The organism is Listeria farberi (genome assembly GCF_014229245.1).
GTDB classification, from domain to species: domain Bacteria; phylum Bacillota; class Bacilli; order Lactobacillales; family Listeriaceae; genus Listeria; species Listeria farberi.
The window spans coordinates 254,496-275,900 of record NZ_JAARZJ010000002.1 but is presented as its reverse complement, the minus strand read 5'-3'; the positions used below and the strand labels follow the sequence as shown (position 1 = coordinate 275,900).

General features: G+C 37.1%; 18 protein-coding genes. 13 read left to right on the top strand and 5 right to left on the bottom strand.

Features of this window, described 5'->3' with window-relative positions; genetic code table 11:
* Window positions 1-87: 87 nt before the first annotated feature.
* Complete coding sequence (locus HCB45_RS03170; protein ID WP_185618736.1) at window positions 88-828, bottom strand: MerR family transcriptional regulator; 741 nt, start codon at window positions 826-828, stop codon at window positions 88-90.
* A gap of 237 nt (window positions 829-1,065) precedes the next feature.
* Here HCB45_RS03170 and wsfD point away from each other — a divergent pair, with 237 nt between their 5' ends.
* The 8 genes from wsfD (at window position 1,066) to HCB45_RS03130 (ending at window position 11,196) form a co-directional block, all read left to right on the top strand.
* Window positions 1,066-2,541: a glycan biosynthesis hexose transferase WsfD gene (gene wsfD / locus HCB45_RS03165; protein ID WP_185618734.1), complete on the top strand. Its 1,476-nt coding sequence runs from the start codon at window positions 1,066-1,068 to the stop codon at window positions 2,539-2,541.
* Window positions 2,534-4,030 (top strand): DUF2334 domain-containing protein, encoded by a 1,497-nt coding sequence (locus HCB45_RS03160; protein WP_185618731.1) that lies wholly within the window; start codon window positions 2,534-2,536, stop codon window positions 4,028-4,030. The genes wsfD and HCB45_RS03160 overlap by 8 nt, the downstream gene beginning before the upstream one ends.
* 10 nt (window positions 4,031-4,040) lie before the next feature.
* Window positions 4,041-5,291, top strand: a complete 1,251-nt coding sequence (locus HCB45_RS03155; protein ID WP_185618728.1) for a glycosyltransferase family 2 protein — start codon at window positions 4,041-4,043, stop codon at window positions 5,289-5,291.
* Between the two features lie 15 nt (window positions 5,292-5,306).
* Entirely contained in the window at window positions 5,307-7,358 is a 2,052-nt protein-coding gene (locus HCB45_RS03150) for a cellulose biosynthesis cyclic di-GMP-binding regulatory protein BcsB (RefSeq protein ID WP_185618725.1), read from the top strand.
* A gap of 12 nt (window positions 7,359-7,370) precedes the next feature.
* The gene (locus HCB45_RS03145; protein ID WP_185618722.1) at window positions 7,371-8,225 is read left to right on the top strand and encodes a diguanylate cyclase domain-containing protein; all 855 of its coding nucleotides are present in this window, start codon (window positions 7,371-7,373) and stop codon (window positions 8,223-8,225) included.
* Between the two features lie 670 nt (window positions 8,226-8,895).
* A complete protein-coding gene (locus tag HCB45_RS03140) occupies window positions 8,896-9,369 on the top strand; it encodes an Imm26 family immunity protein (RefSeq protein ID WP_185618720.1) in 474 nt (157 codons plus the stop codon).
* Between the two features lie 183 nt (window positions 9,370-9,552).
* Complete coding sequence (locus tag HCB45_RS03135) at window positions 9,553-9,822, top strand: ACT domain-containing protein (RefSeq protein ID WP_185318041.1); 270 nt, start codon at window positions 9,553-9,555, stop codon at window positions 9,820-9,822.
* Between the two features lie 18 nt (window positions 9,823-9,840).
* Entirely contained in the window at window positions 9,841-11,196 is a 1,356-nt protein-coding gene (locus tag HCB45_RS03130; RefSeq protein WP_010990473.1) for a PFL family protein, read from the top strand.
* Between the two features lie 38 nt (window positions 11,197-11,234).
* Here the strand turns inward: HCB45_RS03130 and HCB45_RS03125 are convergent, their stop codons facing one another.
* Window positions 11,235-12,203 (bottom strand): LacI family DNA-binding transcriptional regulator, encoded by a 969-nt coding sequence (locus HCB45_RS03125; RefSeq protein ID WP_185618717.1) that lies wholly within the window; start codon window positions 12,201-12,203, stop codon window positions 11,235-11,237.
* 171 nt (window positions 12,204-12,374) lie between these two features.
* On the opposite strand from HCB45_RS03125, the gene HCB45_RS03120 reads away from it, so the two are divergent.
* The 4 genes from HCB45_RS03120 to HCB45_RS03105 all read left to right on the top strand — a co-directional run bounded on the left by HCB45_RS03120 (window position 12,375) and on the right by HCB45_RS03105 (window position 17,490).
* Window positions 12,375-13,697 (top strand): 6-phospho-beta-glucosidase, encoded by a 1,323-nt coding sequence (locus HCB45_RS03120; RefSeq protein ID WP_003721330.1) that lies wholly within the window; start codon window positions 12,375-12,377, stop codon window positions 13,695-13,697.
* A gap of 159 nt (window positions 13,698-13,856) precedes the next feature.
* The gene (locus tag HCB45_RS03115) at window positions 13,857-15,047 is read left to right on the top strand and encodes a hypothetical protein (RefSeq protein ID WP_185618714.1); all 1,191 of its coding nucleotides are present in this window, start codon (window positions 13,857-13,859) and stop codon (window positions 15,045-15,047) included.
* Between the two features lie 24 nt (window positions 15,048-15,071).
* Window positions 15,072-16,316: a Zn-dependent hydrolase gene (locus HCB45_RS03110; RefSeq protein ID WP_185318044.1), complete on the top strand. Its 1,245-nt coding sequence runs from the start codon at window positions 15,072-15,074 to the stop codon at window positions 16,314-16,316.
* Window positions 16,309-17,490 carry a M20 family metallopeptidase gene (locus HCB45_RS03105; protein ID WP_185318045.1) on the top strand — a complete coding sequence of 394 codons (1,182 nt, stop codon included), beginning with the start codon at window positions 16,309-16,311 and terminating at the stop codon, window positions 17,488-17,490. The genes HCB45_RS03110 and HCB45_RS03105 overlap by 8 nt, the downstream gene beginning before the upstream one ends.
* A gap of 45 nt (window positions 17,491-17,535) precedes the next feature.
* On the opposite strand, the gene HCB45_RS03100 is transcribed toward HCB45_RS03105, so the two are convergent.
* Window positions 17,536-18,552, bottom strand: coding sequence for a tagatose-bisphosphate aldolase (locus HCB45_RS03100; RefSeq protein WP_185618711.1), 1,017 nt, complete (start codon window positions 18,550-18,552; stop codon window positions 17,536-17,538).
* A gap of 236 nt (window positions 18,553-18,788) precedes the next feature.
* Between HCB45_RS03100 and HCB45_RS03095 the strand changes: the two genes are divergently transcribed.
* On the top strand, window positions 18,789-19,985 hold the full coding sequence (locus tag HCB45_RS03095; RefSeq protein WP_185318047.1) for a serine hydrolase domain-containing protein: 1,197 nt from the start codon (window positions 18,789-18,791) through the stop codon (window positions 19,983-19,985).
* A 36-nt stretch (window positions 19,986-20,021) separates the two neighbouring features.
* On the opposite strand, the gene HCB45_RS03090 is transcribed toward HCB45_RS03095, so the two are convergent.
* Together HCB45_RS03090 and HCB45_RS03085 are read right to left on the bottom strand one after the other, a co-directional pair.
* Window positions 20,022-20,942: an ABC transporter substrate-binding protein gene (locus HCB45_RS03090; RefSeq protein ID WP_185318048.1), complete on the bottom strand. Its 921-nt coding sequence runs from the start codon at window positions 20,940-20,942 to the stop codon at window positions 20,022-20,024.
* Window positions 20,943-21,052: 110 nt separating this feature from the next.
* A complete protein-coding gene (locus tag HCB45_RS03085; protein WP_185618708.1) occupies window positions 21,053-21,403 on the bottom strand; it encodes a PTS glucitol/sorbitol transporter subunit IIA in 351 nt (116 codons plus the stop codon).
* Window positions 21,404-21,405: the final 2 nt, after the last annotated feature.

Here is a 21,405-nt window from a genome sequence, read left to right as displayed (position 1 = left end):
TTACCCTATTATAAGTTATACCAACCCTATTTTGGTGGATTAATTTAAAAAAACGATGATTTTCCTTTAAGGAAAATCATCGTTTTTTTAATTATTTTCGGTATAAACAGCCATAGCTTCTTTAAGAAAGACAGAAAGACCTTCGCCAAACTGGTCGATATTTTTAGTGAAACGTTCATCAGCCACATACATTTCTCCAAGACCTGCAAATGCTTCTAGAGAGTATAAATTCCCATGAGTATCATTTAAATATAGAAAGAATTGGTGTATGGCTTGTTGAGCTTCTTTTGAATCGGGGGCGAATTTTCTAACAGAAGCTAGCTGGCGAAATTCCGCATCAAAGCTCTCTTTTATAGCCATTTGTTCTTTTTCATTCATGTTCGTGATTTTTTCATTTGCTTGGTTTACGATTTTATCACCCCAAAGTCTTCGCGCTTCTTCTTCATATGGATTCGTTGAAAAATCAAAACCAGTAAATTTTTCTTCATTCGTCATAATTATTTCTCCTTTTTCGTTCTTGATGGTTTGGTCTAGAGTTTCGAGCATCGCTTCAATTCGCATTTTTCTCTCTACTAATAAATGGCGCTGCAAGGATAAAGCGACTTCTTTATCAAAAGTAGGATCATCAAGAATTTGCTTTATTTTTTTCAAAGGGAAATCGAGTTCTTTAAAGAAAAGAATTTGTTGTAATTTGTCGACATCTTTTTCTGAATAAATACGATAGCCGTTCCAGTCGTCTTTTTGCGGGACGAGTAGGCCGATTTTATCGTAGTGATGCAGCGTGCGCACACTTACACCAGTGAGTTCAGCTAATTCTTTTGTTTGCATGAATGATTCCTCCTTCTGATTTCCACTATAAAGTATGACGCGACGTAGTAGTCAAGAAAGTTTTTTTGTTTATTATAACTCTTTTAGTGGAAAAGTGTTGCTAATAAATAAGTTGTGCATATGAATTGTAAGAAAATAAATAAAACCATGGAAAAACTTATGACATTCTCGTATAATGGAGTGTAAATGTGTCTAATTTGTGAATGGGATTAGCGAGAATAAAAAGGGGATAGCATCATGACGGGGAAAATAAAATCCATTAGTACGTGGCTATGGCATCATCTAACACCGCAAATATTTGCGGTTATTTGTGTTTTTATCATAACTATTATTGCGCTTTTTGTGCCGCCGTATATTGGTATGGCTGATAATGGAGACTTTTTTAGAATATTCTCAAGCAATGGTTTATTTGTAAATAATGCCAATTATGACGCGTTACAATTTGGACATTTTGTGAAGGAGTTCGGGATTTATCAATATTTTAATGAAAATCAAGTTGCGATTTACTCCTCGCAAAGTATTTTCATTCAAATTGCGCTTCTTTTAAATAAAATTTTTTGGTCAACAACTGTTTTTGATGTACGTTTTTTAGGTGCTTTACAATTAGCGCTTCTTTTGCCAGCAATTTACTTATTAGTGGCTGGTTTAACGGCAAAAATGAAAGGTTGGCCTGGTTATGTTATTGCTGCGCTAACTGTCTTTATTTTCGCAGATACCGCTTATACAGCTTATTTTAATTCGTTTTTTAGTGAAGGACTTATTTTGATTATGATGCTGTATATTTCAGCGGGATTTTTACTTTTATATCACCATAAATATAACGACTATGCCATGTTAGGCTTGATTTTTGTAGCGTCCCTTATTTTAATTACGGCCAAGCAACAAAATGCGCCAATTGCGGTTGTTATTGCAGTGTGCGGAATACTCGTGTTTTTCATCCGGAAAAATCGCACGTTTCGGATTTCGGCTGCGGCTACTTTTTTTGTTATTTTCATAAGTGGTGTAGTGATGTACGCATTCATTCCGGGAGAGTTTGTCACGATAAATCAGTATCAAACAATGACGCGCGGTGTGCTACTTGATTCAGAAAATCCAGAGAAATCACTTGAAGAAATGGGCATTAATTCCGAATTTGCTTTACTTAAAGGAACCAACTTTTATCAAAAATATAAAATGATTGATTTAGATTCGAAATTAATGGAACAGGAATTTTATCCAAATTATAATTTTGTCTCGGTTTTAAGTTATTATTTGGAAAATCCAAAGCAATTTGGGGAAATGCTTGATTTATCCGCGCAAAATAGTTTTTCAATTCGACCATTTGAAATGGGGAATTTTGAAAAGGCGACAGGATATGAATTTAAAGAGAAAACGCATTTTTTCTCGGCTTACAGTGATGTAAAAGAAAAATTTGCTCCAGCGAAATTCACGTTTTTGATTTTATGGGCGCTTGTTTTTCTGATTGGATACGGAGTGAGTGCGTTTAAACATTTCCGCGAGAAGAACATTCGGGGAACGCTACTCTTTGATTTAGTTGTTTTACTGATTGGTTCTGGTTTTGCAGTGATTTTAGTGACAGTTGTTGGTGACGGAGAAGCGGATTTAACGAAGCATAATTTCCTGTTTAATGTTTGTTTTGACTTAACGATGTTGATTGGAGCGGCTTCATTACTCGAATTTTATTTGAAGAAACGAGGTGAGCGGAATGCATAAAAAAATCATTATAAGCATTCTATTTGCCTGCGTCGCTTTCGTAGTAATTGCCCATCCTCAACCAGCAAAAGCAGATAGTGATGTTGTTGTTTTTTATGATAGTCTGGCAAAGGGGACGGATAACGAAGGGAATATGGACTCGTTACTCCGGATGTTAAACAGTTTAGGAAAACGGGTGACGGTCTATTCTTGGGAAGAAAATCCAAATCTAAGTCAGGCAAGCGAAATTATCGTACTGCAAAATAAAAAGGACCAATTAACGGATAAATGGACCGAGAAATTAGCTAAAAGCAAATCGAAAATCGCATACATAGGTGCGAATCCACCAACTTTCTTCGCAAATAAATTGCAGCTAAAAACAAAAACGATTACAGATAGTTCTATCGCCATCAAGACCGAGGCGGGGCTAGCTGGAAAACCTCAGTTAGTGAGCGAAACTAATTTAATTACTTCTTATAAAGGAAAAGCATTAGGTGAAATGGACGCCGCGGAAAATGGGAAATCGGCTTACGGTATTCATGATGGTGACTATGCTTATACGCCAATGTTTCAAGCCAATAATACAAGTGAATTTGCTTTGATGGATTTACTTAAAGCAGTATTTGAAATTAAAACTACGACGAATCAATATGCGCTTATAACGGATGTAAATCCATTTGTTGATTTTGATTTACTAAAAAAAATGGCAGACACATTTTATGAAAAAGGGATTCCTTTTATTATAAGTGCTGGACCGGTTTTCTATAATCAAGATTTTCAAGCTGCCAAAAATTATGCAGAAATTTTACGTTATGTGCAAGCGAAAAATGGCACTATTATGATGGATGTCCCAGTCGTTACGTACGGTGATAGTCCGCCGGGAGAACTTGAAAACATTATCCAAAAATCGTTACATTTTTTCGCGAATCATGATATAGCGGCACTCGGTGTGACAGCAGAACTATATTGGAATTTTGATAAAGTATACGGTATTGAGGGCTTTGAACCATTTAACACTGGAATTTTACTGCCGAACCAAAAAATTATTCATACAACGAAAAAGAACAACGGTAGCGCTTTTGAAAAGTCGCCTTACAGTATAGCAAACGATTTTTACGCAACGACTAATGAAAAAAATTTTCCTGTTGATATAGCGGTGACTTATTCATTTTTCCAGAATGAGAAGGAGTTAAAGGCTGCTGCGAACAATCTAGCAAATGAAAACATAAGTGACTTCAGGTATAAAGATCATCAAGTAAAAACAAATAAAGATACGATTGTTTCAAATGCTGGCTCACTTTATATCAATAATCAGTCCGTAACACTAGATGATGATTTAAAGTATATTAAAACAAATCAAGATAAAACTAAAAAACAAGCTGGTAGTTTAGAAGGATTTTTCGGCTATCAAAATACATTTTTCACGATAATTATTGTACTTTCTCTTGGAATTATTGGTGTTTTATTCATCTTTGGATACCGGCTTTATATGAAAAAATATATGAAATGAGGTGAAATAAATGGTTGTTGCAGATTATTTAGCATTATTCGCGGTGGTTTGTATTTGGGGACTTTTACTAATTAATATTGTGTTAATCGTTGCAGGATACATCTACTATCTGAAAAACGAAGCGCGTAAGGTCCCTGAAATACCAGCGGAAGTACCATTTGTTTCTGTCATGGTGCCGGCTCATAATGAAGGAAAAGTAATCGTGAAAACAGTTGAGTCACTGCTGGCTTTTGATTATCCGGTCAATCGCTACGAAATTATTGTCATTAATGATAATTCTTCGGATAATAGCGCAGAACTTCTTGCAGCTATTCAAGCAAAGAATCCAACTCGTCAGTTAAAAATTATTAATACCGATAACTTAACGGGTGGCAAAGGAAAATCCAATGCGCTTAATATCGGCTTTGCGGAAAGCCGCGGCGAACTGGTGGCAATATATGATGCTGACAATACCCCAGAACGACAAGCGCTACGAATTCTTGTCAGTGAGATTACTAATGATGCAAAACTTGGTGCGGTCATTGGTAAATTCCGAACGCGGAATCGAAATGCGAGCTGGTTAACGCGCTTTATCAATATCGAAACGCTTAGTTTTCAGTGGATGGCTCAGGCTGGTAGATGGGCGCTATTCAAACTGTGCACCATTCCAGGTACCAACTTTATTGTGAGAAGATCGCTCTTAGATGAAATTGGTGGTTGGGATGTGAAAGCAGTCGCTGAGGATACCGAAATCAGTTTCCGGATTTATATGATGGGTTACCGAATCAAATTTCAAGCGAAGGCCGTGACTTGGGAGCAAGAACCACAAACATTGCCGGTCTGGTTTAAACAGCGCTCAAGATGGGCGAAAGGTAATATTTATGTAATTTTAAAAAATGTACCACTCCTTTTCAAACGAGAAGGGAGACGTGTACGATTTGATATTTTGTACTTTTTATCAATTTACTTTTTATTATTAACTTCCTTGATTGTTAGTGATGTTTTACTTGTATTATATGCGCTTGGACTTGTACATACGACACTTGCTGGCCTTAGCGGGGCGCTTTGGTTGCTGGCTATTTTACTTTTTGTCGCTGGTACTTTTATTACGCTCACCACTGAAAAAGGGGAAATTAGTTTTTCGAATCTATTATTTATTATGTTGATGTATGTGACGTATTGCCAGCTTTGGATGGTGGTCGCCGCATATGGGTTCTTTATTTTCTTAAAAGATACTGTACTAAAAAGGGAAACCAAATGGTATAAAACCGAGCGTTTCTAAAAAGGAGAGTGCCTAATGAAAAAATTAGCTGTTATGGGGCTGCTTGTTTTCGCCGTACTATTTCTGTATAGGCCAGACGTTTTCGCAGCAGATAAAAATTATCAAACCGTTTTTGGAACAGATAAAACCGCTCAAGGAAAATTCACGACAACCAAACAAAACTTCACTGTGGAGAATTATTGGGACGTGTCAAACGCAAACGTGAAACTTGTATACACGATTACCCAACTGAGTGAAAGAGAAGTTTCCACAATGACTTTAAAAATTAACGATGCTGCTTTTTACTCATTTAAACCTGATAAAACCGACAAAGGGACGAAACAAATCGAAGTCGAAATTCCAAAAGATAAATTAAAAAAAGGTGTTAACGTTCTATCCATTGAAAGTTTTGTCTACACAGATTTACCAGATGGTCGTTGTACGATTGATGATACGCCTGCCAATTGGCTACAATTCGACAAAACCAGTGCGGTAAATGTCTCTTATTCCGATAAAGCTTTTCAAAATACGGTCGCTGATTTTGGCGAACGCTTCACAGGAATTGATACCGTGAAAAGTGGACAAGGTGTGGTAGCTGTCATGAAAAAAGCCGATGACGCAGAACTTGGCGCAGCGCTTGAAGGCCTTTCTGGATTTTCAGCAGCGAATACATTAGAAGATAAAAATATTACTTTTGGTCAGTACGAAGAAGCAAAAACACGCGATGGCAAAAACTATGTCGTCCTTTTTTCCAGCTATAACAATTTACCAAATGACCTAAAATCACAAATTAAAGACGATCAAAAACTAGAAAGGCAAGCACTTTTCCAAGTGGTGAAAGTAGGAAACACTAATACGCTTGTGATCACTTCTAAATCAAATGATGCCCTTAAAAAAGCAGGGAAATTAGTTGCCAACCAAAATTACTTAAGTCAACTAGGAGCAAATACTAAATGGCTAACAACGGATGAACAAATTGACACACCGGCCAACAATATCGATAAAAATACTAAACTCACAACAACTGGCGATAAACTAAAAGGAATCGGTCACATCACACAAGATTATTTCATCAGTATGCCTGCAAATCGAAGTGCCTCAACAGGAACAGAGGTATCGCTTGATTTCAGATACGCCCAAAACCTCGATTTTGAGCATTCCTTAGTAACCATCTTAGTCAACGGAAAACCAATCGGAAGCCAAAAACTTTCTGCCAAAAAAGCAAATAGTGATAAAGTAACTTTCCAAATTCCAAGCGATTTAAATGTAAAAGGTGATTTTTCTGTTACAGTTGCCTTTGATTTAGTTTTAACAAATAATTATTGTGGTTTTATTGCAGATTCCGAAATTCCATGGGCGTATATCACACCAGAATCTACCATTAACCTGAATACTAGCGAAGAAACAGACTTGTTATTTGAACAATATCCATATCCATTCGTTACCGGTGGAGATTTTAACAATGCAGTTGTCGTTGTTCCAGACGAATTAACGACGGAAGATACCGATTCATTAGCAAATATTTTCAATTTACTGGGTCGTTTCCATGATGGAAATAGAGGTAATCTAACTGCTGTACATGCTGCAAACTGGAAAAAGCCAAAAGAAGGATCGAACGTTATCGCAGTGGGAACAATGAACAATAATCCAGTCATAAAAAATGCTAATGACGACCTATATTTCCAGTACAACAAATCAGGTAGTTATTTCCTTTCCAACGAAAAAATCTCGATTGAAAAAAATTACGGCAAACAACTTGGTAGTGTGCAACTGATTACTTCTGGTGGCGTACCCGTTCTTGCAGTCACTGGTCCGGGCGCTAAACAAACAGAGCTTGGTTCAGATTTAATCGCCACAAAAGCTAATTTAGCTAAAATCTACGGAGATGGCGCTATTGTTGATAATGACAACACAATCCACTCTTATAGGTTCAAAAAAGCAGCAGATACAAAAGAAGAAAGTTTTGGGACAAAAATTAGTAATAACAAAGAAGTAACTGTGTTTGGGGCATTCGCTCTTCTCACTGCTGTTATCCTAATAGTTGCTGTCTTACTAATCTTGCGTAAATATCGCCGGAGCCGGAAGTGAGGAGAAATAAACATGAAAAAAATAACGAATAACTTATTTGCAGATATCGGCTTTTTATTTTTCATTTTGCTTTGTTTCATCACGATTGGCTTTATGATTAATACGCCAGATGAATATTTGCGAAACATTATATTGTTAAATATTACTTTTTTACTTGTGATTATCACCTATTTTACGAACTTAACGCTTGGTTTGATTTTAAATATCCTCTATATCTTCATTTATGCGACTTACATTATTTATGAAATTGTTGCAAATCAAATAGCATATGGTATTGGAAGTTACTACTGGCTTATTATTACGCCACTTTTTACGGTAGCGAGTGCGATGTTTACAAGAAATACATCCAGACTACAAGAAGAAAATACGAAAATCAAACAGCAAAACTTATATTTAGGAACCATCGATCAAGAAACTTTACTTAAAAATATCGTTTCTTTCCAAAATGACGAGCGCATTTTTTCCAGCATTTCGCGTCGTTATGATTTACCATTATCACTGATGGTTATCAAAGTTCGCCACTGGCGCGAATTGAAACGATTCCAAAGCGAAGATGAAATGCGCCTGGCACTGCAAGATATTTCGGCGGTTTTAGAGACTTGTATCCGTACGAGTGATGTTCTTTATTTGCTAGATAAGGACGATGCCACTTGGGGGCTCTTGCTTTTAACAGATGAGCCAGGCGGGAAATTAGTTGCTGACCGAATTAAAAGCCGCATAGCTGAGGCCAACACTGAAGAATTTGCCGCGAAGTACCGAGTGAAGCTAGAACTTCGAATTGGAACGAGTCAATTTGATAGCGAAAAAGTGAAGACACCACTTGATTTTATTGATTTAGCAACAAAAGAATTAGAATATGACGTGTAAAAAAGAGAGTTACCTTCTATAATAGGAGGTAACTCTCTATTTTATTGGCGGAAGTCTATGAGGGCTATGGCATAATAGCAATTACAAATTTAGAGAAGAAAATGAATAAGATTATCTTTCAAAGAATGAGCTTTGATTCTAGCAACATAAACATGAAAATTTTTTGTGGAAGTTCGGTATTGCTTCATTTATAATTAATTTGTGCAGATAGAAAATTACCATAGTTGCTAAAATATTTTTAAGTGCTATACATCATTCATTTAAAATTAATGGTTATACTGATTTAAATTATGCTGTTTGTATATCAATTGAAATTAAGGATTTTAAAAATCAATGTATGTATATTTATCTTTAGTGTCACCATATATTTTCTTATTTTATGAAGGGAAGGTAATTGTTCGTAATGATGATATTAATCAAAACCTGACTAATCTTATAGAAATATTGGATTTTTATAGCTTTGTGTTATTGGATAAAAATGACCTTTTATATGAATTTGATATAGATACGGACTCCCTTTGATGCGAAGAGAAAAAAGGTATCAGTTTTGGGGTTGTTATTTTCATTTAGTTTATTAGTTAATTAAGAGTACATACTTGAGATAAATTGCGATTTTATAGGAAATAATAAATTACAAAAAATAGTTGAAAAGTTTAGGAGTAAAATCGAAATGAATAGGAAAAAAATAGGTTATGGTTCAATCATAGAAATCCCCCTTCCTGATGGACGTTTTGCGTATGGGCTATTATTTAAAGACTCCATTATTGGTATATATAATATTATTTCTGAAATTAGAGTTTTACCGGAAAACATTATTAATCATGAGCTTAAATTATATAAAGGTTGCAATGAATCTCTAATAAAAAATGGAACATGGCCGGTTATTGGGAGCATTGAACTAGATGATGAAGAGGTACACGCTCCAGATTTAGCATATTACGTGGAATGGTTACCTGAGGAAAGTGTGGAGCGCTCAGCAATAAATAGAAAAGAAAAAACAGTTATAGTAGAGAAGGAATACTACATATATCTAGTGAGAAAAGGATACACTCTCGGCACATTTAATAAACCGGAGCAACTGCCTCAATGGATATTGGAACATTTGGAAAACTGGCCAGATTTTCAAATGCCCAAAAACATTTAAGAAGTAAATAGCAAAAATGTTAAAACCATATAATGATAGATATAGTTAATATCCGTCTTTTAGAAAACAAAAAATGATTTGGGGATGTAGTTAACTTGTTTGTATCAGGTGTTTTCTTTTTCACAAGATTTAAATTTTTTATGCTATAATGGAACGTATTAACGAACTAAAGGAGTGTTGGATGTGAGAGCTGTACTTACTGTAATTGGAAAAGATAATGTGGGTATTGTCGCAGGTGTTAGTAATAAATTAGCTGAACTGAACATCAATATTGTGGATGTATCTCAAACAATTATGGACGGATATTTTACGATGATGATGATGTGCGATATTAGCCAAATTACGAAAGAATTTGATGAAGTAAAGGCAGAATTAGCTGGAAAAGGTGAAGAACTCCAAGTAAAAATACATATTCAACGGGAAGAAATTTTTAACGCAATGCATAAACTTTAGGATGGAGGCGATTCTAGTATGGAAACAAACCAAATTTTAGAAACAATACGTATGATTGAAGAAGAGAAGCTAGACATCCGAACAATTACCATGGGGATTTCTTTGCTAGATTGTATGGACGGCGACGGTGAAGTAGCTAGAAAGAAAATCTACCAAAAAATCGTGACAAAAGCGCGCAATTTAGTGGCTGTTGGTGAAGCGATTGAATCTGAGTTTGGTATTCCAATCATCAATAAGCGAATTTCTGTCACACCCATTGCGATTATAGCTGGCTCAAGCGCTGACACTGACTATGTAGAATTTGCTAAAACACTCGATGCAGCCGCAAAAGAAGTTGGCGTGAATTTTATTGGGGGCTATTCCGCACTCGTTCAAAAAGGCTACACGAAAGGTGACGAAATCCTGATTCGCTCGATTCCGCAAGCACTCGCACAAACGGAACGCGTATGCTCATCGGTCAATGTTGGCTCGACTAGAACAGGAATCAACATGGATGCTGTCCGTCAAATGGGTGAAGTAATCAAAGAAACTGCGGACTTAACAGCGGATACGCAAGGACTAGGATGTGCGAAACTCGTTGTATTTGCCAATGCAGTCGAGGATAATCCTTTTATGGCTGGAGCATTTCACGGTGTTGGTGAAGCTGACTGTGTTATCAATGTCGGCGTCAGTGGTCCTGGTGTTGTGAAGCGCGCTATCGAAAAAGTAAAAGGCGAACCATTTGATATTGTTGCCGAAACAGTGAAACAAACAGCTTTCAAAATTACTAGAATGGGTCAACTCGTTGGGCAAGTCGCTTCTGAAAAACTCGGCGTTCCTTTTGGAATTGTTGATTTATCACTTGCGCCAACTCCGGCGATTGGTGATTCAGTCGCACATATTTTAGAAGAGATGGGACTAGAAATGGTTGGAACGCATGGTACAACGGCTGCTTTAGCACTATTAAATGATGCGGTGAAAAAAGGCGGCGTCATGGCTTGTGGACACGTCGGGGGTTTATCAGGTGCATTTATTCCAGTTTCTGAGGATGCGGGGATGATTGAAGCCGTTCAACAAGGCGCCCTTAATCTTGAAAAGCTAGAAGCGATGACGGCAATTTGCTCAGTTGGACTTGATATGATTGCCGTACCAGGTGACACCACCGCCGAAACATTAGCTGCGATGATTGCGGATGAAGCGGCGATTGGCGTGATTAACAATAAAACAACCGCTGTCCGAGTAATTCCGGCGAGCGGCACCAAAGTTGGCGATATGGTCGAATTCGGTGGCTTACTTGGAACGGCACCAGTAATGCCAGTAAACGGTAAATCTTCCGCTAGTTTTATTGCACGCGGTGGTCGAATCCCAGCACCAATTCATTCATTTAAAAATTAACAAAAAGGTTTCCTCGCAAATTTACGAGGAAACCTTTTTTATGTCGTTTTTCTTTCTACTAAATGGAAATCTAAATCAAGCAGTGGCAAGTTGCTTCCAAATAATTGATTCATAATGAGCGTAAAAGCATTTTCAGCCTGTAAATTTACCGGATAATGAATCGTTGTAATATCAAGCAAATGCGCCACTTCCATATTATCAAACCCACAAATCGCAAAATCTTCCGGGACACTGTAACCCAGCCGTCTAGCTTCCGTGAGTAGGCCCGCCGCAAAATAATCGTTTGGCGTTAAAAATGCATCGGGTTTATGCTCAGTCTCACTCCACCAATGCGCAATCTTTTCCCCGTCTTGTCGCGAACCTTGCCCATAAAATTGTCTAAACTCATGCGGATCAAGCTCATAACGCGCACAAAAGTCTTTAAAAGCAAGCATGCGACTTTGCGTATTGAGTCCGGTCGTATTCCCGTAGACATTCACAAATTTTCGGTAGCCTTTTGCATACAAGTGTTCTAGTGCAAGCGTATAGCCATCATATTGATTCATAAATACAGAAGGGATTTTTTCACTTTCGACACGTTGCCAAGTGACAATTGGACCATATTTTGTATAATGCTCAATCGTTTTCCAATCATTTGACCGAATCACAAGTACGAGCGCATCGATTTGTTTTTGGCGCAGCATTTCTAAAGCTTCCAGTTCTTTATCCGGATCAATCCGTGTCATAAACAAAGTGACGTTATAGCCATGCTCTTGCGCTATCATCGTAAAACTTTTTAAAAATACATTAAGTGAATCTGTAAAGCTAGGAATGACCATGCCAATTAACTTAGTTGCGCCTTTTTTCAGTGATACAGCATTAATATTTGGAACGTAATCTAACTTGTCAATAATTGTCTGGACGCGTTTTCTCGTTTCTTCACTCACATAGTCGCGATTATTAATTACTCGGGAAACTGTTGCTGATGAAACACCCGCTAGTTTCGCGATTTCTTGTATATTTGCCAATTACAAAACACCTCGATTTCTCGTAGCTCTGTATTTAGTATACCAAAAAAGCCCGCCAAATAGCCAGTTTAGATAAATTTAAAATAAGTGCTTGACCTGTAATGCATTACATGAATTATGATGAACTAGAAGAAAAGAAAACGCTTTAAAATTCTAGGAGGTAAGTATATTATGAAAAAAGGTGTAAAAATCGTTACAATTGGTGGGGGTTCTAGTTACACACCAGAACTTGTTGAAGGATTTATTAAACGCTATCATGAACTTCCAATCAGAGAACTTTGGCTAGTAGATATTGAAGCTGGTCGTGAAAAATTAGAAATCGTTGGTAATATGGCAAAACGTATGGTTAAAGCAGCGAACATTGACTGCGAAGTACATTTAACACTCGACCGTCGTGAAGCTTTAAAAGATGCTGATTTTGTTACAACACAATTCCGCGTTGGTTTGTTAGATGCTCGTATTAAAGATGAAAGAATTCCACTTAGCCACGGCATCATTGGCCAAGAAACAAACGGAGCAGGTGGGATGTTCAAAGCATTCCGTACAATTCCTGTTATTCTTGGTATCGTCGAAGATATGCGCGAACTTTGCCCAGATGCATGGTTAATTAACTTCACTAACCCAGCTGGAATGGTTACAGAAGCAGTTCTTCGTTACGGTAACTGGGATAAAGTTATCGGCCTTTGTAACGTGCCAATCGGAGCAGTGAAAAGCGCTTCAGACGTGTTAGAAAAACCAGAAGAAGACTTATTCTTCAAATTCGCGGGAATCAACCATTTGCACTGGCACCGCGTATTTGACAAAGATGGTACCGAACTAACAGAAAAAGTGATTGACGGTCTTTACGCACCAGATGCAAATCCAGGAAAAGTCGTTGAAAACATTAAAAACATGCGCTTCTTATATGAGCAAGTTAAACATCTAAAAATGCTTCCATGTCCGTACCACCGTTACTACTACATGACGGATGCGATGCTTGAAGAAGAACTGGCATCTTTCAAAAACGAAGGTACTCGCGGAGAAGTCGTGAAAAAACTAGAAGACAGCTTATTCGAATTATATAAAGATCCAAATCTTGATTACAAACCAGAAGAATTATCCAAACGCGGCGGCGCACACTACAGTGATGCAGCTTGTGAAATCATCAATTCCATTTACAACAACAAAGGTACCGTAATGGTAGTATCTACTCGTAATAATGGCGCAATTGATGATGTTCCTTATGATAGTGCAGTAGAAATCACAAGTGTTATTCGTGCGCACGGTGCCGAACCAATCAACTTCGGTAAATTCCCACCAGCACAACGCGGCTTACTACAAGTAATGAAATCCATGGAAGAATTGACTATCGAAGCAGCAGTAACAGGCGATTATGCAACAGCGCTTCAAGCATTTACTTCCAATCCACTTGTTCCTAGCGGCGACTTAGCAAAAACAATTCTAGATGAAATGTTAGAAGCACACAAAGAGTTCTTACCACAGTTCGCTAAATAATAAAAAAAGTGATTCCAATTAGTTGGAATCACTTTTTTTATTAGTGTTTTAATTATTACAGAATTTAAAAATTAATTTGACTGACAATTCGATTTGTAGTAATATTTTAAAAATAAAACATAATTAGAAAAAGTCAAAAAATTAAAAAGGGGTTTTTACATGTCACAGATGTTAGCTTTCGTAATTGTCGTACTAATTTTATTTATTGGGGATGTGGTTGCCACGCGAACAAAAGCATGGGTGCCCTCCGTTTTTGTATGTGCTATCTTATTCTTATTTGGATATTGGACATTTTTCCCAAGTAATATTGTCGAAATTGCAGGTATTCCACCGATTGTAGCGACGCTTTTAATGTATCTATTAATTACTAATATGGGAACATTGCTATCGGTTCGTGAACTTATGAACCAATGGAAGACGATTTTAATTGCTCTTTCTGGAATCTTGGGGATTTTAGCTTTACTATTTACGATTGGGACACTACTATTTGATTTTAAAACGGTTGTAGTTGTTGCACCACCGCTAGTTGGTGGGGTTGTTTCTTCCCTTATTATGTCGGAAGCCGCAAAAGCAGCCGGACTAGTTAGTTTATCAGTATTAGCAATTTTAATCTACGTTATGCAAGGATTTGCGGGATATCCACTTACTTCGATTATGTTGAAAAAAGAAGGTAGCCGCATGCTTTCTAAATATCGTTCAGGTGAATGGAAGCCAACCAATGAAGTCGCTCAAGTGGATGGCTCGGATAACCATGAGACACCTCGAATGTTTAGAAAAATTCCAGATAAATATAATACGAGCTATTTTAAATTTTTACGTCTTGGATTAGTTGGCTTTTTAGCTTATGGATTATCTGTTTTAATTGATCCTATTTTGACAATTAGCCCATTTGTTCTTTGTTTATTGTTTGGTGTTATTGCGACATCAATAGGATTTTTAGAGCGTCAGCCATTACAAAAAGCGAATGGATTCGGTTTTGCCATCATGGGTTTAATGTTGTTTATATTTGATGGTCTAAAAAATGCCACTCCACAAATGTTGCTAGATTTGATGTGGCCAATGTTTGGAACAATTGTTATTGGTGTAATAGGAATGTACATTTTTTCCTTTATCGTTGGGAAGGTCTTAGGAGTTAGTAAAGAGCTAGCTTTCGCAGTTTCACTTACTGCTTTGTATGGGTTCCCAGCAGATTATATTATTACAAATGAAGTTATTAATTCACTTACGACCGACCAAAAAGAGCGAGATGCACTCACTAGCCACATGTTACCGCCAATGCTTGTTGCTGGTTTTATCACTGTTACGATTGTTTCAGTTGTTCTAGCGGGCATTTTTGTAGGATTCCTGTAAAATAGAAAAGGGGAGGAATGCTTAGTGCAAACAAATCTTGAACGAATTAAAAATCACCTTGAAAATTTAGATGTCTATACAGCGACTCCAGGTCAAGGAACTACTCGCCTTACATATAGTAAAGAGGACCTCGGCGCACGAAATTATTTAAAAAGTGAGATGGCAAAAGTGGGGCTTACTGTTTCAGAAGATGCTATTGGAAATATTTATGGACGACTAGAAGGTGCAAATCCAGACTTACCAGCTGTTATGGTTGGTTCTCATTTTGATTCTGTTCCAAATGGAGGTGCTTTTGATGGCCCAGCTGGTGTTATAACTGGGCTTGAAGTAGCTAGTGTTTTCCATGAACAACACATAAAGCCATATTTTCCACTTGAAATCATTGCAATGGTTGAAGAAGAGGGCTCTCGTTTCGGGGCAGGTCTTCTTGCCTCGAGAGCGATTACGGGAAAAGTCACAAAAGAAATGCTACATGAAATGAAAGACATGGCTGGTATTACAGCCGCAAAAGCCATGGCAGACATGGGATTTGATGCAAATAAAGTAGATACAGTTATTCGGTCAAAAGATTCAATCAGAGCTTTCATCGAGCTACATATTGAACAGGGACCAGTTCTAGAAAATGCAAATGAAGACGTTGCGTTAGTCGATACTATTGTCGGTCTAACTGAAATAAAAGTAACGGTAAAGGGTCAGGCTGGTCACGCTGGCACCACACCCATGCTTGGTAGAAAAGACGCACTAGTTGCGGCAGTCCAAATTATTAGCGAACTGCCAGAAATTGCTATCCAAGAAGGAGGCGGAACTGTTCTCACAATTGGTAAACTAAACGTCTACCCAAATGGGGCGAATGTAATTCCGGATAAAGTCGTTTTCACCGTGGATATTCGAGCAAAAGATGAAACGCATGTCCAGAATACATTAAAAAAAGCAAAAAAAATTATCCAATCTGCCACAAATGATAGTATTAGTTGCGAAATAGAGGATATGCTTTATGAAAGACCAACCAATTTATCAAAGGAAATTCATCAAGCTTTAACCGAAAGTGCTAATAAACTTGGATTTAACTATCGAACAATGGTTAGTGGAGCCGGTCACGATGCAATGATTTTTGCTAATTTAACTGATGTAGGGTTAATTTTCGTGCCTAGTCATAATGGTATAAGTCATGCGCCAGAAGAATGGACTGATTATGATAAGCTTCAAAAAGGAATCGAAGTCGTTTTGGAAACTGTAAAAAAATGGACGGAGGAAAGCACGAATGAATAATATAATAAAACAAACTATTTTAAATAAAGAAGAAGAGATGATTGCCTTCCGCCGCGATTTGCATATGTATCCAGAATTACAATGGCAAGAATTTCGAACAACCGACCAAGTAGCTAAAGAATTAGATAAACTCGGAATCGCATACCGGCGAACCACCCCAACAGGTTTGATTGCCGATTTAAAAGGTAAGAAACCCGGAAAAACTGTAGCTTTACGCGCTGATATGGATGCGCTACCTGTCCAAGAGCTTAACCAAAATCTCCCTTATAAATCGACAGAAGACGGTAAAATGCATGCTTGTGGACATGATTCTCATACATCAATGTTGCTAACCGCGGCGAAAGCACTCGTAGAAGTAAAAGACGAGCTACCAGGAACAGTTCGTTTCATTTTTCAACCATCTGAAGAAAATGCAGAAGGTGCGAAAGAAATGGTTGCTCAAGGAGCGATGGAGGGTGTGGACCACGTGTTTGGAATGCATATCTGGTCCCAAACTCCAAGTGGGAAAATATCATGCGTAGTCGGCTCGTCATTCGCTTCCGCAGATATCATTCAAATTGATTTTAAAGGTCAGGGTGGCCACGGAGCAATGCCGCATGACGCAATTGATGCAGCAGTGATTGCTTCTTCATTTGTTATGAATCTTCAAGCTATTGTAGCGCGGGAAACAGATCCTCTCGACCCAGTCGTTGTTACAATTGGAAAAATGGAAGTTGGCACACGGTTCAACGTTATTGCTGAAAATGCTCATTTGGAAGGAACACTTCGCTGTTTTAATAATGAGACACGTGCTAAAGTAGCCAAATCAATTGAACATTACGCTAAACAAACCGCCGCTATTTATGGAGGAACAGCTGAAATGGTATATAAACAAGGGACCCAACCAGTTATCAATAATGAAAAAAGTGCACTACTTGTTCAAAAAACAATCTCTGAATCATTCGGTGAAGATGCCCTTTATTTTGAACGGCCAACTACGGGAGGAGAAGACTTTAGTTATTTCCAAGACGAAGCTCCTGGAAGTTTTGCGCTTGTTGGTTCGGGTAATCCTGAAAAAGACACAGAATGGGCACACCATCATGGTCGCTTTAATATTGACGAAAGTGTCATGAAAAATGGCGCCGAACTATACGCTCAGTTTGCCTATAATTATTTAAATCAAGATGAGTTTTAATAAAAAAGCCTCCAGTTAATAATTTAACTGGAGGCTTTTTGGATATTATTGTTTTTCTACTACGTGAACATCTTCAAAAGAACCATATTTTGTCCACCAAGGAACGGCACCTTCATCAAGCAATTTATCAAGAGAAGTAATATTTTCTTTCCCTTGCGTACGAAGCCATTCGCGTAAAGCATCATCGCCTTGTTTGCCATACACTTCGATACCATCAGCCCAAGTTGCACGACCACAAAGTACACCACTATATTGTACATTATGTTGATTAGCAAATTGGATTGTTTTATGGAACATATAAGAAGTTACGCCAGCACTTAGATAAATAAATGGAAGCGGGCTTAAGTCAGAGCATTCTTCAAAATGACGAGCTGCTTCATCTTGCGTATAAGCTACTTCACCTTCAGCAAAACCTTCGACATATTTGAAGTTTACTGGAACTTCAAGTTTAAGTACATCCACACCATAACGAGGTTTAGAGAATTCTTTAATAGATGCTTTTACTTTCGCTGGTTTTAATTTAGCGTAATCTAAAGAACCGGAATCAGTAACTTTTGCATCATAAGTAATCGGCTCTAAGAAAAATGGAATATCAACTGCACGACATTCTGCTCCAATTCTTTCTAAAAAGGCATATTTGATTTCATTAATTTCAGCAGGTTCATCTGGATCATAATAAACAAGAATTTTAACAGCATCTCCGCCATTTTCTTTAATACGAAGTGCTGATAAATCTTCAATTAAATCAGGAAGTTTACCAGGAGTAGTTGCGTCATATCCTGTTTTTTCATAAGAAGTTAGAAGACCGCTACCTTCATGACGAGCTTTGATTGCTGGAGTACCATATTCTAAATCAAGCAAAATAGCGGAAGCATAAGGTGTCAGTTCTTCAGAAACAAGTTGTTTGAAGTCTTCCACATCTTTTTTATTTTCTGTTCCCTTTGCTTGTTGAATCATTTTCTTTAGTGAGCCACGTTGGTCAATAGCAAGTGCTGCAATGACACCTTTATCGTTGGAGAGTCTTTGTAAACCATCAAATTTACCTTTTGTTATTTGTACCATTTTTATCTAGTCTCCTTTATAGCAATTTATCGTTGCCTATATCAATTTGTCCATCCTTAGTATACCACTTAAAAGTTTTTTTAAAACATAGGTATATTTCCATATTGATTTATTTTAGATAATAAATTACGATGTATGTGGAGTGTTAGGTATTATTAGAAATTTGGGATAATTTCTTTTAATACATTCTCTTTTGGGAAGTCAGTAAGTGATTAGACTAGACCAGGAGTGATGAAATGAATCGACGCGAAAGACGTAAACGTAAAAGACGCAAGAACATGATTATCGTGTTGAGTACTGTACTTATACTTTTTTTTATGGCTACTAGCTGGATGGTTTTTGAATTTAAAAGTAAAGAACAACAAACAGTATCCGCACCAACAAAGAAAAAAGCAGCTACAGCGACTACACCAAATGAAAAACCGACTACCAAAAAAGCTGAGAAGCCAAAAGAGCCGGAAAAAGTAGAAGAAAAACCTAAAGAAACAATAGTTAATAACAAAGCAATTGATACCTATTTACAAGAAATCGGATTTAGTGGTTCAGCCCTAATTATTCGTGACGGCCAAATCATTATACAAAAAGGGTATTTGTTTGCTAATCGAGAAACACAAGAATTAAACACGCCAGATACATTATATTATATCGGTTCTTCTCAAAAGGCGATAATAGCAACAGCCTTATTACAATTAGAAGAAAAAGGTAAAATAAGTACAAATGATCCTATATCGAAGTATTTGCCTGATTTTCCTAATGGTAATAACATCTTAATTAAAAATTTTTTGAATCATACCTCTGGAATTGTCGGACGTCCGCAAGTATCTGGGAATGTGACGCCAGAACAATTAGTTGCAGCTATTGAGAAGCGTGGAATTAAATCACCACCTGGGAAATGGGACTATTTGGATGCAAATTATACTATTATGGCGTATCTCGTAGAAAAAGTTAGCGAGAAACCACTCGCCGTTTATTTGCAAGAAAATATATTTGAACCAGCAAAAATGAAACATACTGGATACTTTCAAAAAGATGTTGATGGGGGAAAAAACATATCAACAGGCTACAAAATAGATGAAAATGGAGTTTATCAAAATCCAGCATTAGTAAATTTAACGAAATTATATGGATCAGGGGACATAAGTATGTCTACTACGGATATGTATTTATTCGATAAAGCATTAATGGATAAAAAGTTAATTTCAGAAGCAAGCTTAAAAAAAATGTTCACACCGGGCAGTAAATCTAATTATGGTATGGGATTTTATGCGGATCCTGGAAGCTATAATAGTCACGGGGTTTTAACTGGTTGGGATGTTTCTAATAGCATGAGCCATACTGGTAGAACTTATGTAATCTTATTTTCTAATGTTCAAAATAAGATTGCCTCCTTTGGAAAAGTGAATAATCACATTTATAGTTTATTAAATAAATAAAAGAACTCGATTCTGTTAGCAGAATCGAGTTCTTATTTATTTACTAGTAATTTGTTTTACTGCATCTTCCATTTGATAAAGTTGAGCAGCAGCACTATAGTCACTCCATTTAGTGTTGTCTACTTTATATACTTGATTTTTTTTCACAGCTGGAATATCTTTCCAAACACCGTTAAGCATTTCGTCTACAGACTTTTCATTACCATCTGTAGGCATTAAGATAAATAAACGATCTGCACCTGCTGCATATTCAGGTATAGCTTCACTTGAAATTGCTTTTGTTTCTTTGTTGGATTTAGCTCCATCAGTAGGAGTAAAACCAGCCCCAGAGAATAAGCCATCAAATACTTTAGCATCATGAACATAGATTTCTTTGCCGTAGAATTGAATCACAGCAGCTTTTTCGTTCTCCACGCCAGCATCTTTTAACGTTGCCTTAGCTTCTTTAGAACTTTGAGCGTAATCTTTGTCCCATTTTTCTTTCTCTTCTTTTTTATTTAAGAGATTGGCAATGTTAGAAAGTTGTTTGTCCGGAGTATCACCGAAATGCGAGATGTAAACTGGTGCAACTTTTTCTAAATTCTCTAAAAGATCTTTTTGGTAATCACTAATAATAATTAAGTCTGGTTTTAAATTAGCGATTTTCTCAATACTAGGTTTGTCATTACCAACACTTTCTGTCCCTTTAGTTGCCTCAGGGTATGTAGTGATGTAATAATCAGTTGTACCAACAGGTTTAACGCCAAGAATTTCCATTTCACTTACGTTTTGAAGTGCGACAATTCTTTTTGGCGTAGTTGGAACTTCTACTTTGCGGTCCGTTGTATCAGTGACCGTTTTTGTTGCGGATTCCTTTTCTTTGCTTGAGTCTTTATCCGAAGAACTGCCACAAGCGGTTAGAACTACTGCTAAAAGAACAGTCATCAAAATAGCAGCCCATTTATGCTTTTGGTACATTTTGTATTTCCTCCCTAATTGAAAATGATTTTCATTATCGTTATAAAAGTAATTATATCGAAAACAGGGAGGATTGACAAGGTGAAAGATAACACATTTTTTTCAGGGGTTTAAAATTGAATACTGTCACCCACTGTAATCGCTGGGAAAATTTCTGGAGAAACAACCACTGCTCCTGGTAAAACTTCATTTTGTCCTGAGCGGAAATAAATAGAAATATGACCAAGTTCTTCGAGGTTTTTGTTAGCTTCTGTGCCGACTTCTTCTATTATATACGCTTGTTTGCCGATTAGTAATTTATTCCCTTTAGATAGGGTGTTATTTGGTGGATCTTGGAATTCGTGAATAACCGATATTTCGCGCAATTCATTGGTAGCTGTTGGTCCGAATAAGATAACGATTTTTTCTTCTTCAAAAGCAGGGACAAGTTGTCCGATTTCAATAATTTTACTTATAGTCATAG

Bases quoted from the DNA above. Each gene is read 5' to 3' on its own strand.
- HCB45_RS03105 (WP_185318045.1), top strand. From the start codon at position 16,309: ATGAATAATATAATAAAACAAACTATTTTAAATAAAGAAGAAGAGATG.
- HCB45_RS03140 (WP_185618720.1), top strand. From the start codon at position 8,896: ATGAATAGGAAAAAAATAGGTTATGGTTCAATCATAGAAATCCCCCTT.
- HCB45_RS03120 (WP_003721330.1), top strand. From the start codon at position 12,375: ATGAAAAAAGGTGTAAAAATCGTTACAATTGGTGGGGGTTCTAGTTAC.
- HCB45_RS03145 (WP_185618722.1), top strand. From the start codon at position 7,371: ATGAAAAAAATAACGAATAACTTATTTGCAGATATCGGCTTTTTATTT.
- HCB45_RS03170 (WP_185618736.1), bottom strand. From the start codon at position 828: ATGCAAACAAAAGAATTAGCTGAACTCACTGGTGTAAGTGTGCGCACG.
- HCB45_RS03085 (WP_185618708.1), bottom strand. From the start codon at position 21,403: ATGACTATAAGTAAAATTATTGAAATCGGACAACTTGTCCCTGCTTTT.
- HCB45_RS03130 (WP_010990473.1), top strand. From the start codon at position 9,841: ATGGAAACAAACCAAATTTTAGAAACAATACGTATGATTGAAGAAGAG.
- HCB45_RS03155 (WP_185618728.1), top strand. From the start codon at position 4,041: ATGGTTGTTGCAGATTATTTAGCATTATTCGCGGTGGTTTGTATTTGG.
- HCB45_RS03100 (WP_185618711.1), bottom strand. From the start codon at position 18,552: ATGGTACAAATAACAAAAGGTAAATTTGATGGTTTACAAAGACTCTCC.
- HCB45_RS03115 (WP_185618714.1), top strand. From the start codon at position 13,857: ATGTCACAGATGTTAGCTTTCGTAATTGTCGTACTAATTTTATTTATT.
- HCB45_RS03090 (WP_185318048.1), bottom strand. From the start codon at position 20,942: ATGTACCAAAAGCATAAATGGGCTGCTATTTTGATGACTGTTCTTTTA.
- HCB45_RS03150 (WP_185618725.1), top strand. From the start codon at position 5,307: ATGAAAAAATTAGCTGTTATGGGGCTGCTTGTTTTCGCCGTACTATTT.
- HCB45_RS03095 (WP_185318047.1), top strand. From the start codon at position 18,789: ATGAATCGACGCGAAAGACGTAAACGTAAAAGACGCAAGAACATGATT.
- HCB45_RS03160 (WP_185618731.1), top strand. From the start codon at position 2,534: ATGCATAAAAAAATCATTATAAGCATTCTATTTGCCTGCGTCGCTTTC.
- wsfD (WP_185618734.1), top strand. From the start codon at position 1,066: ATGACGGGGAAAATAAAATCCATTAGTACGTGGCTATGGCATCATCTA.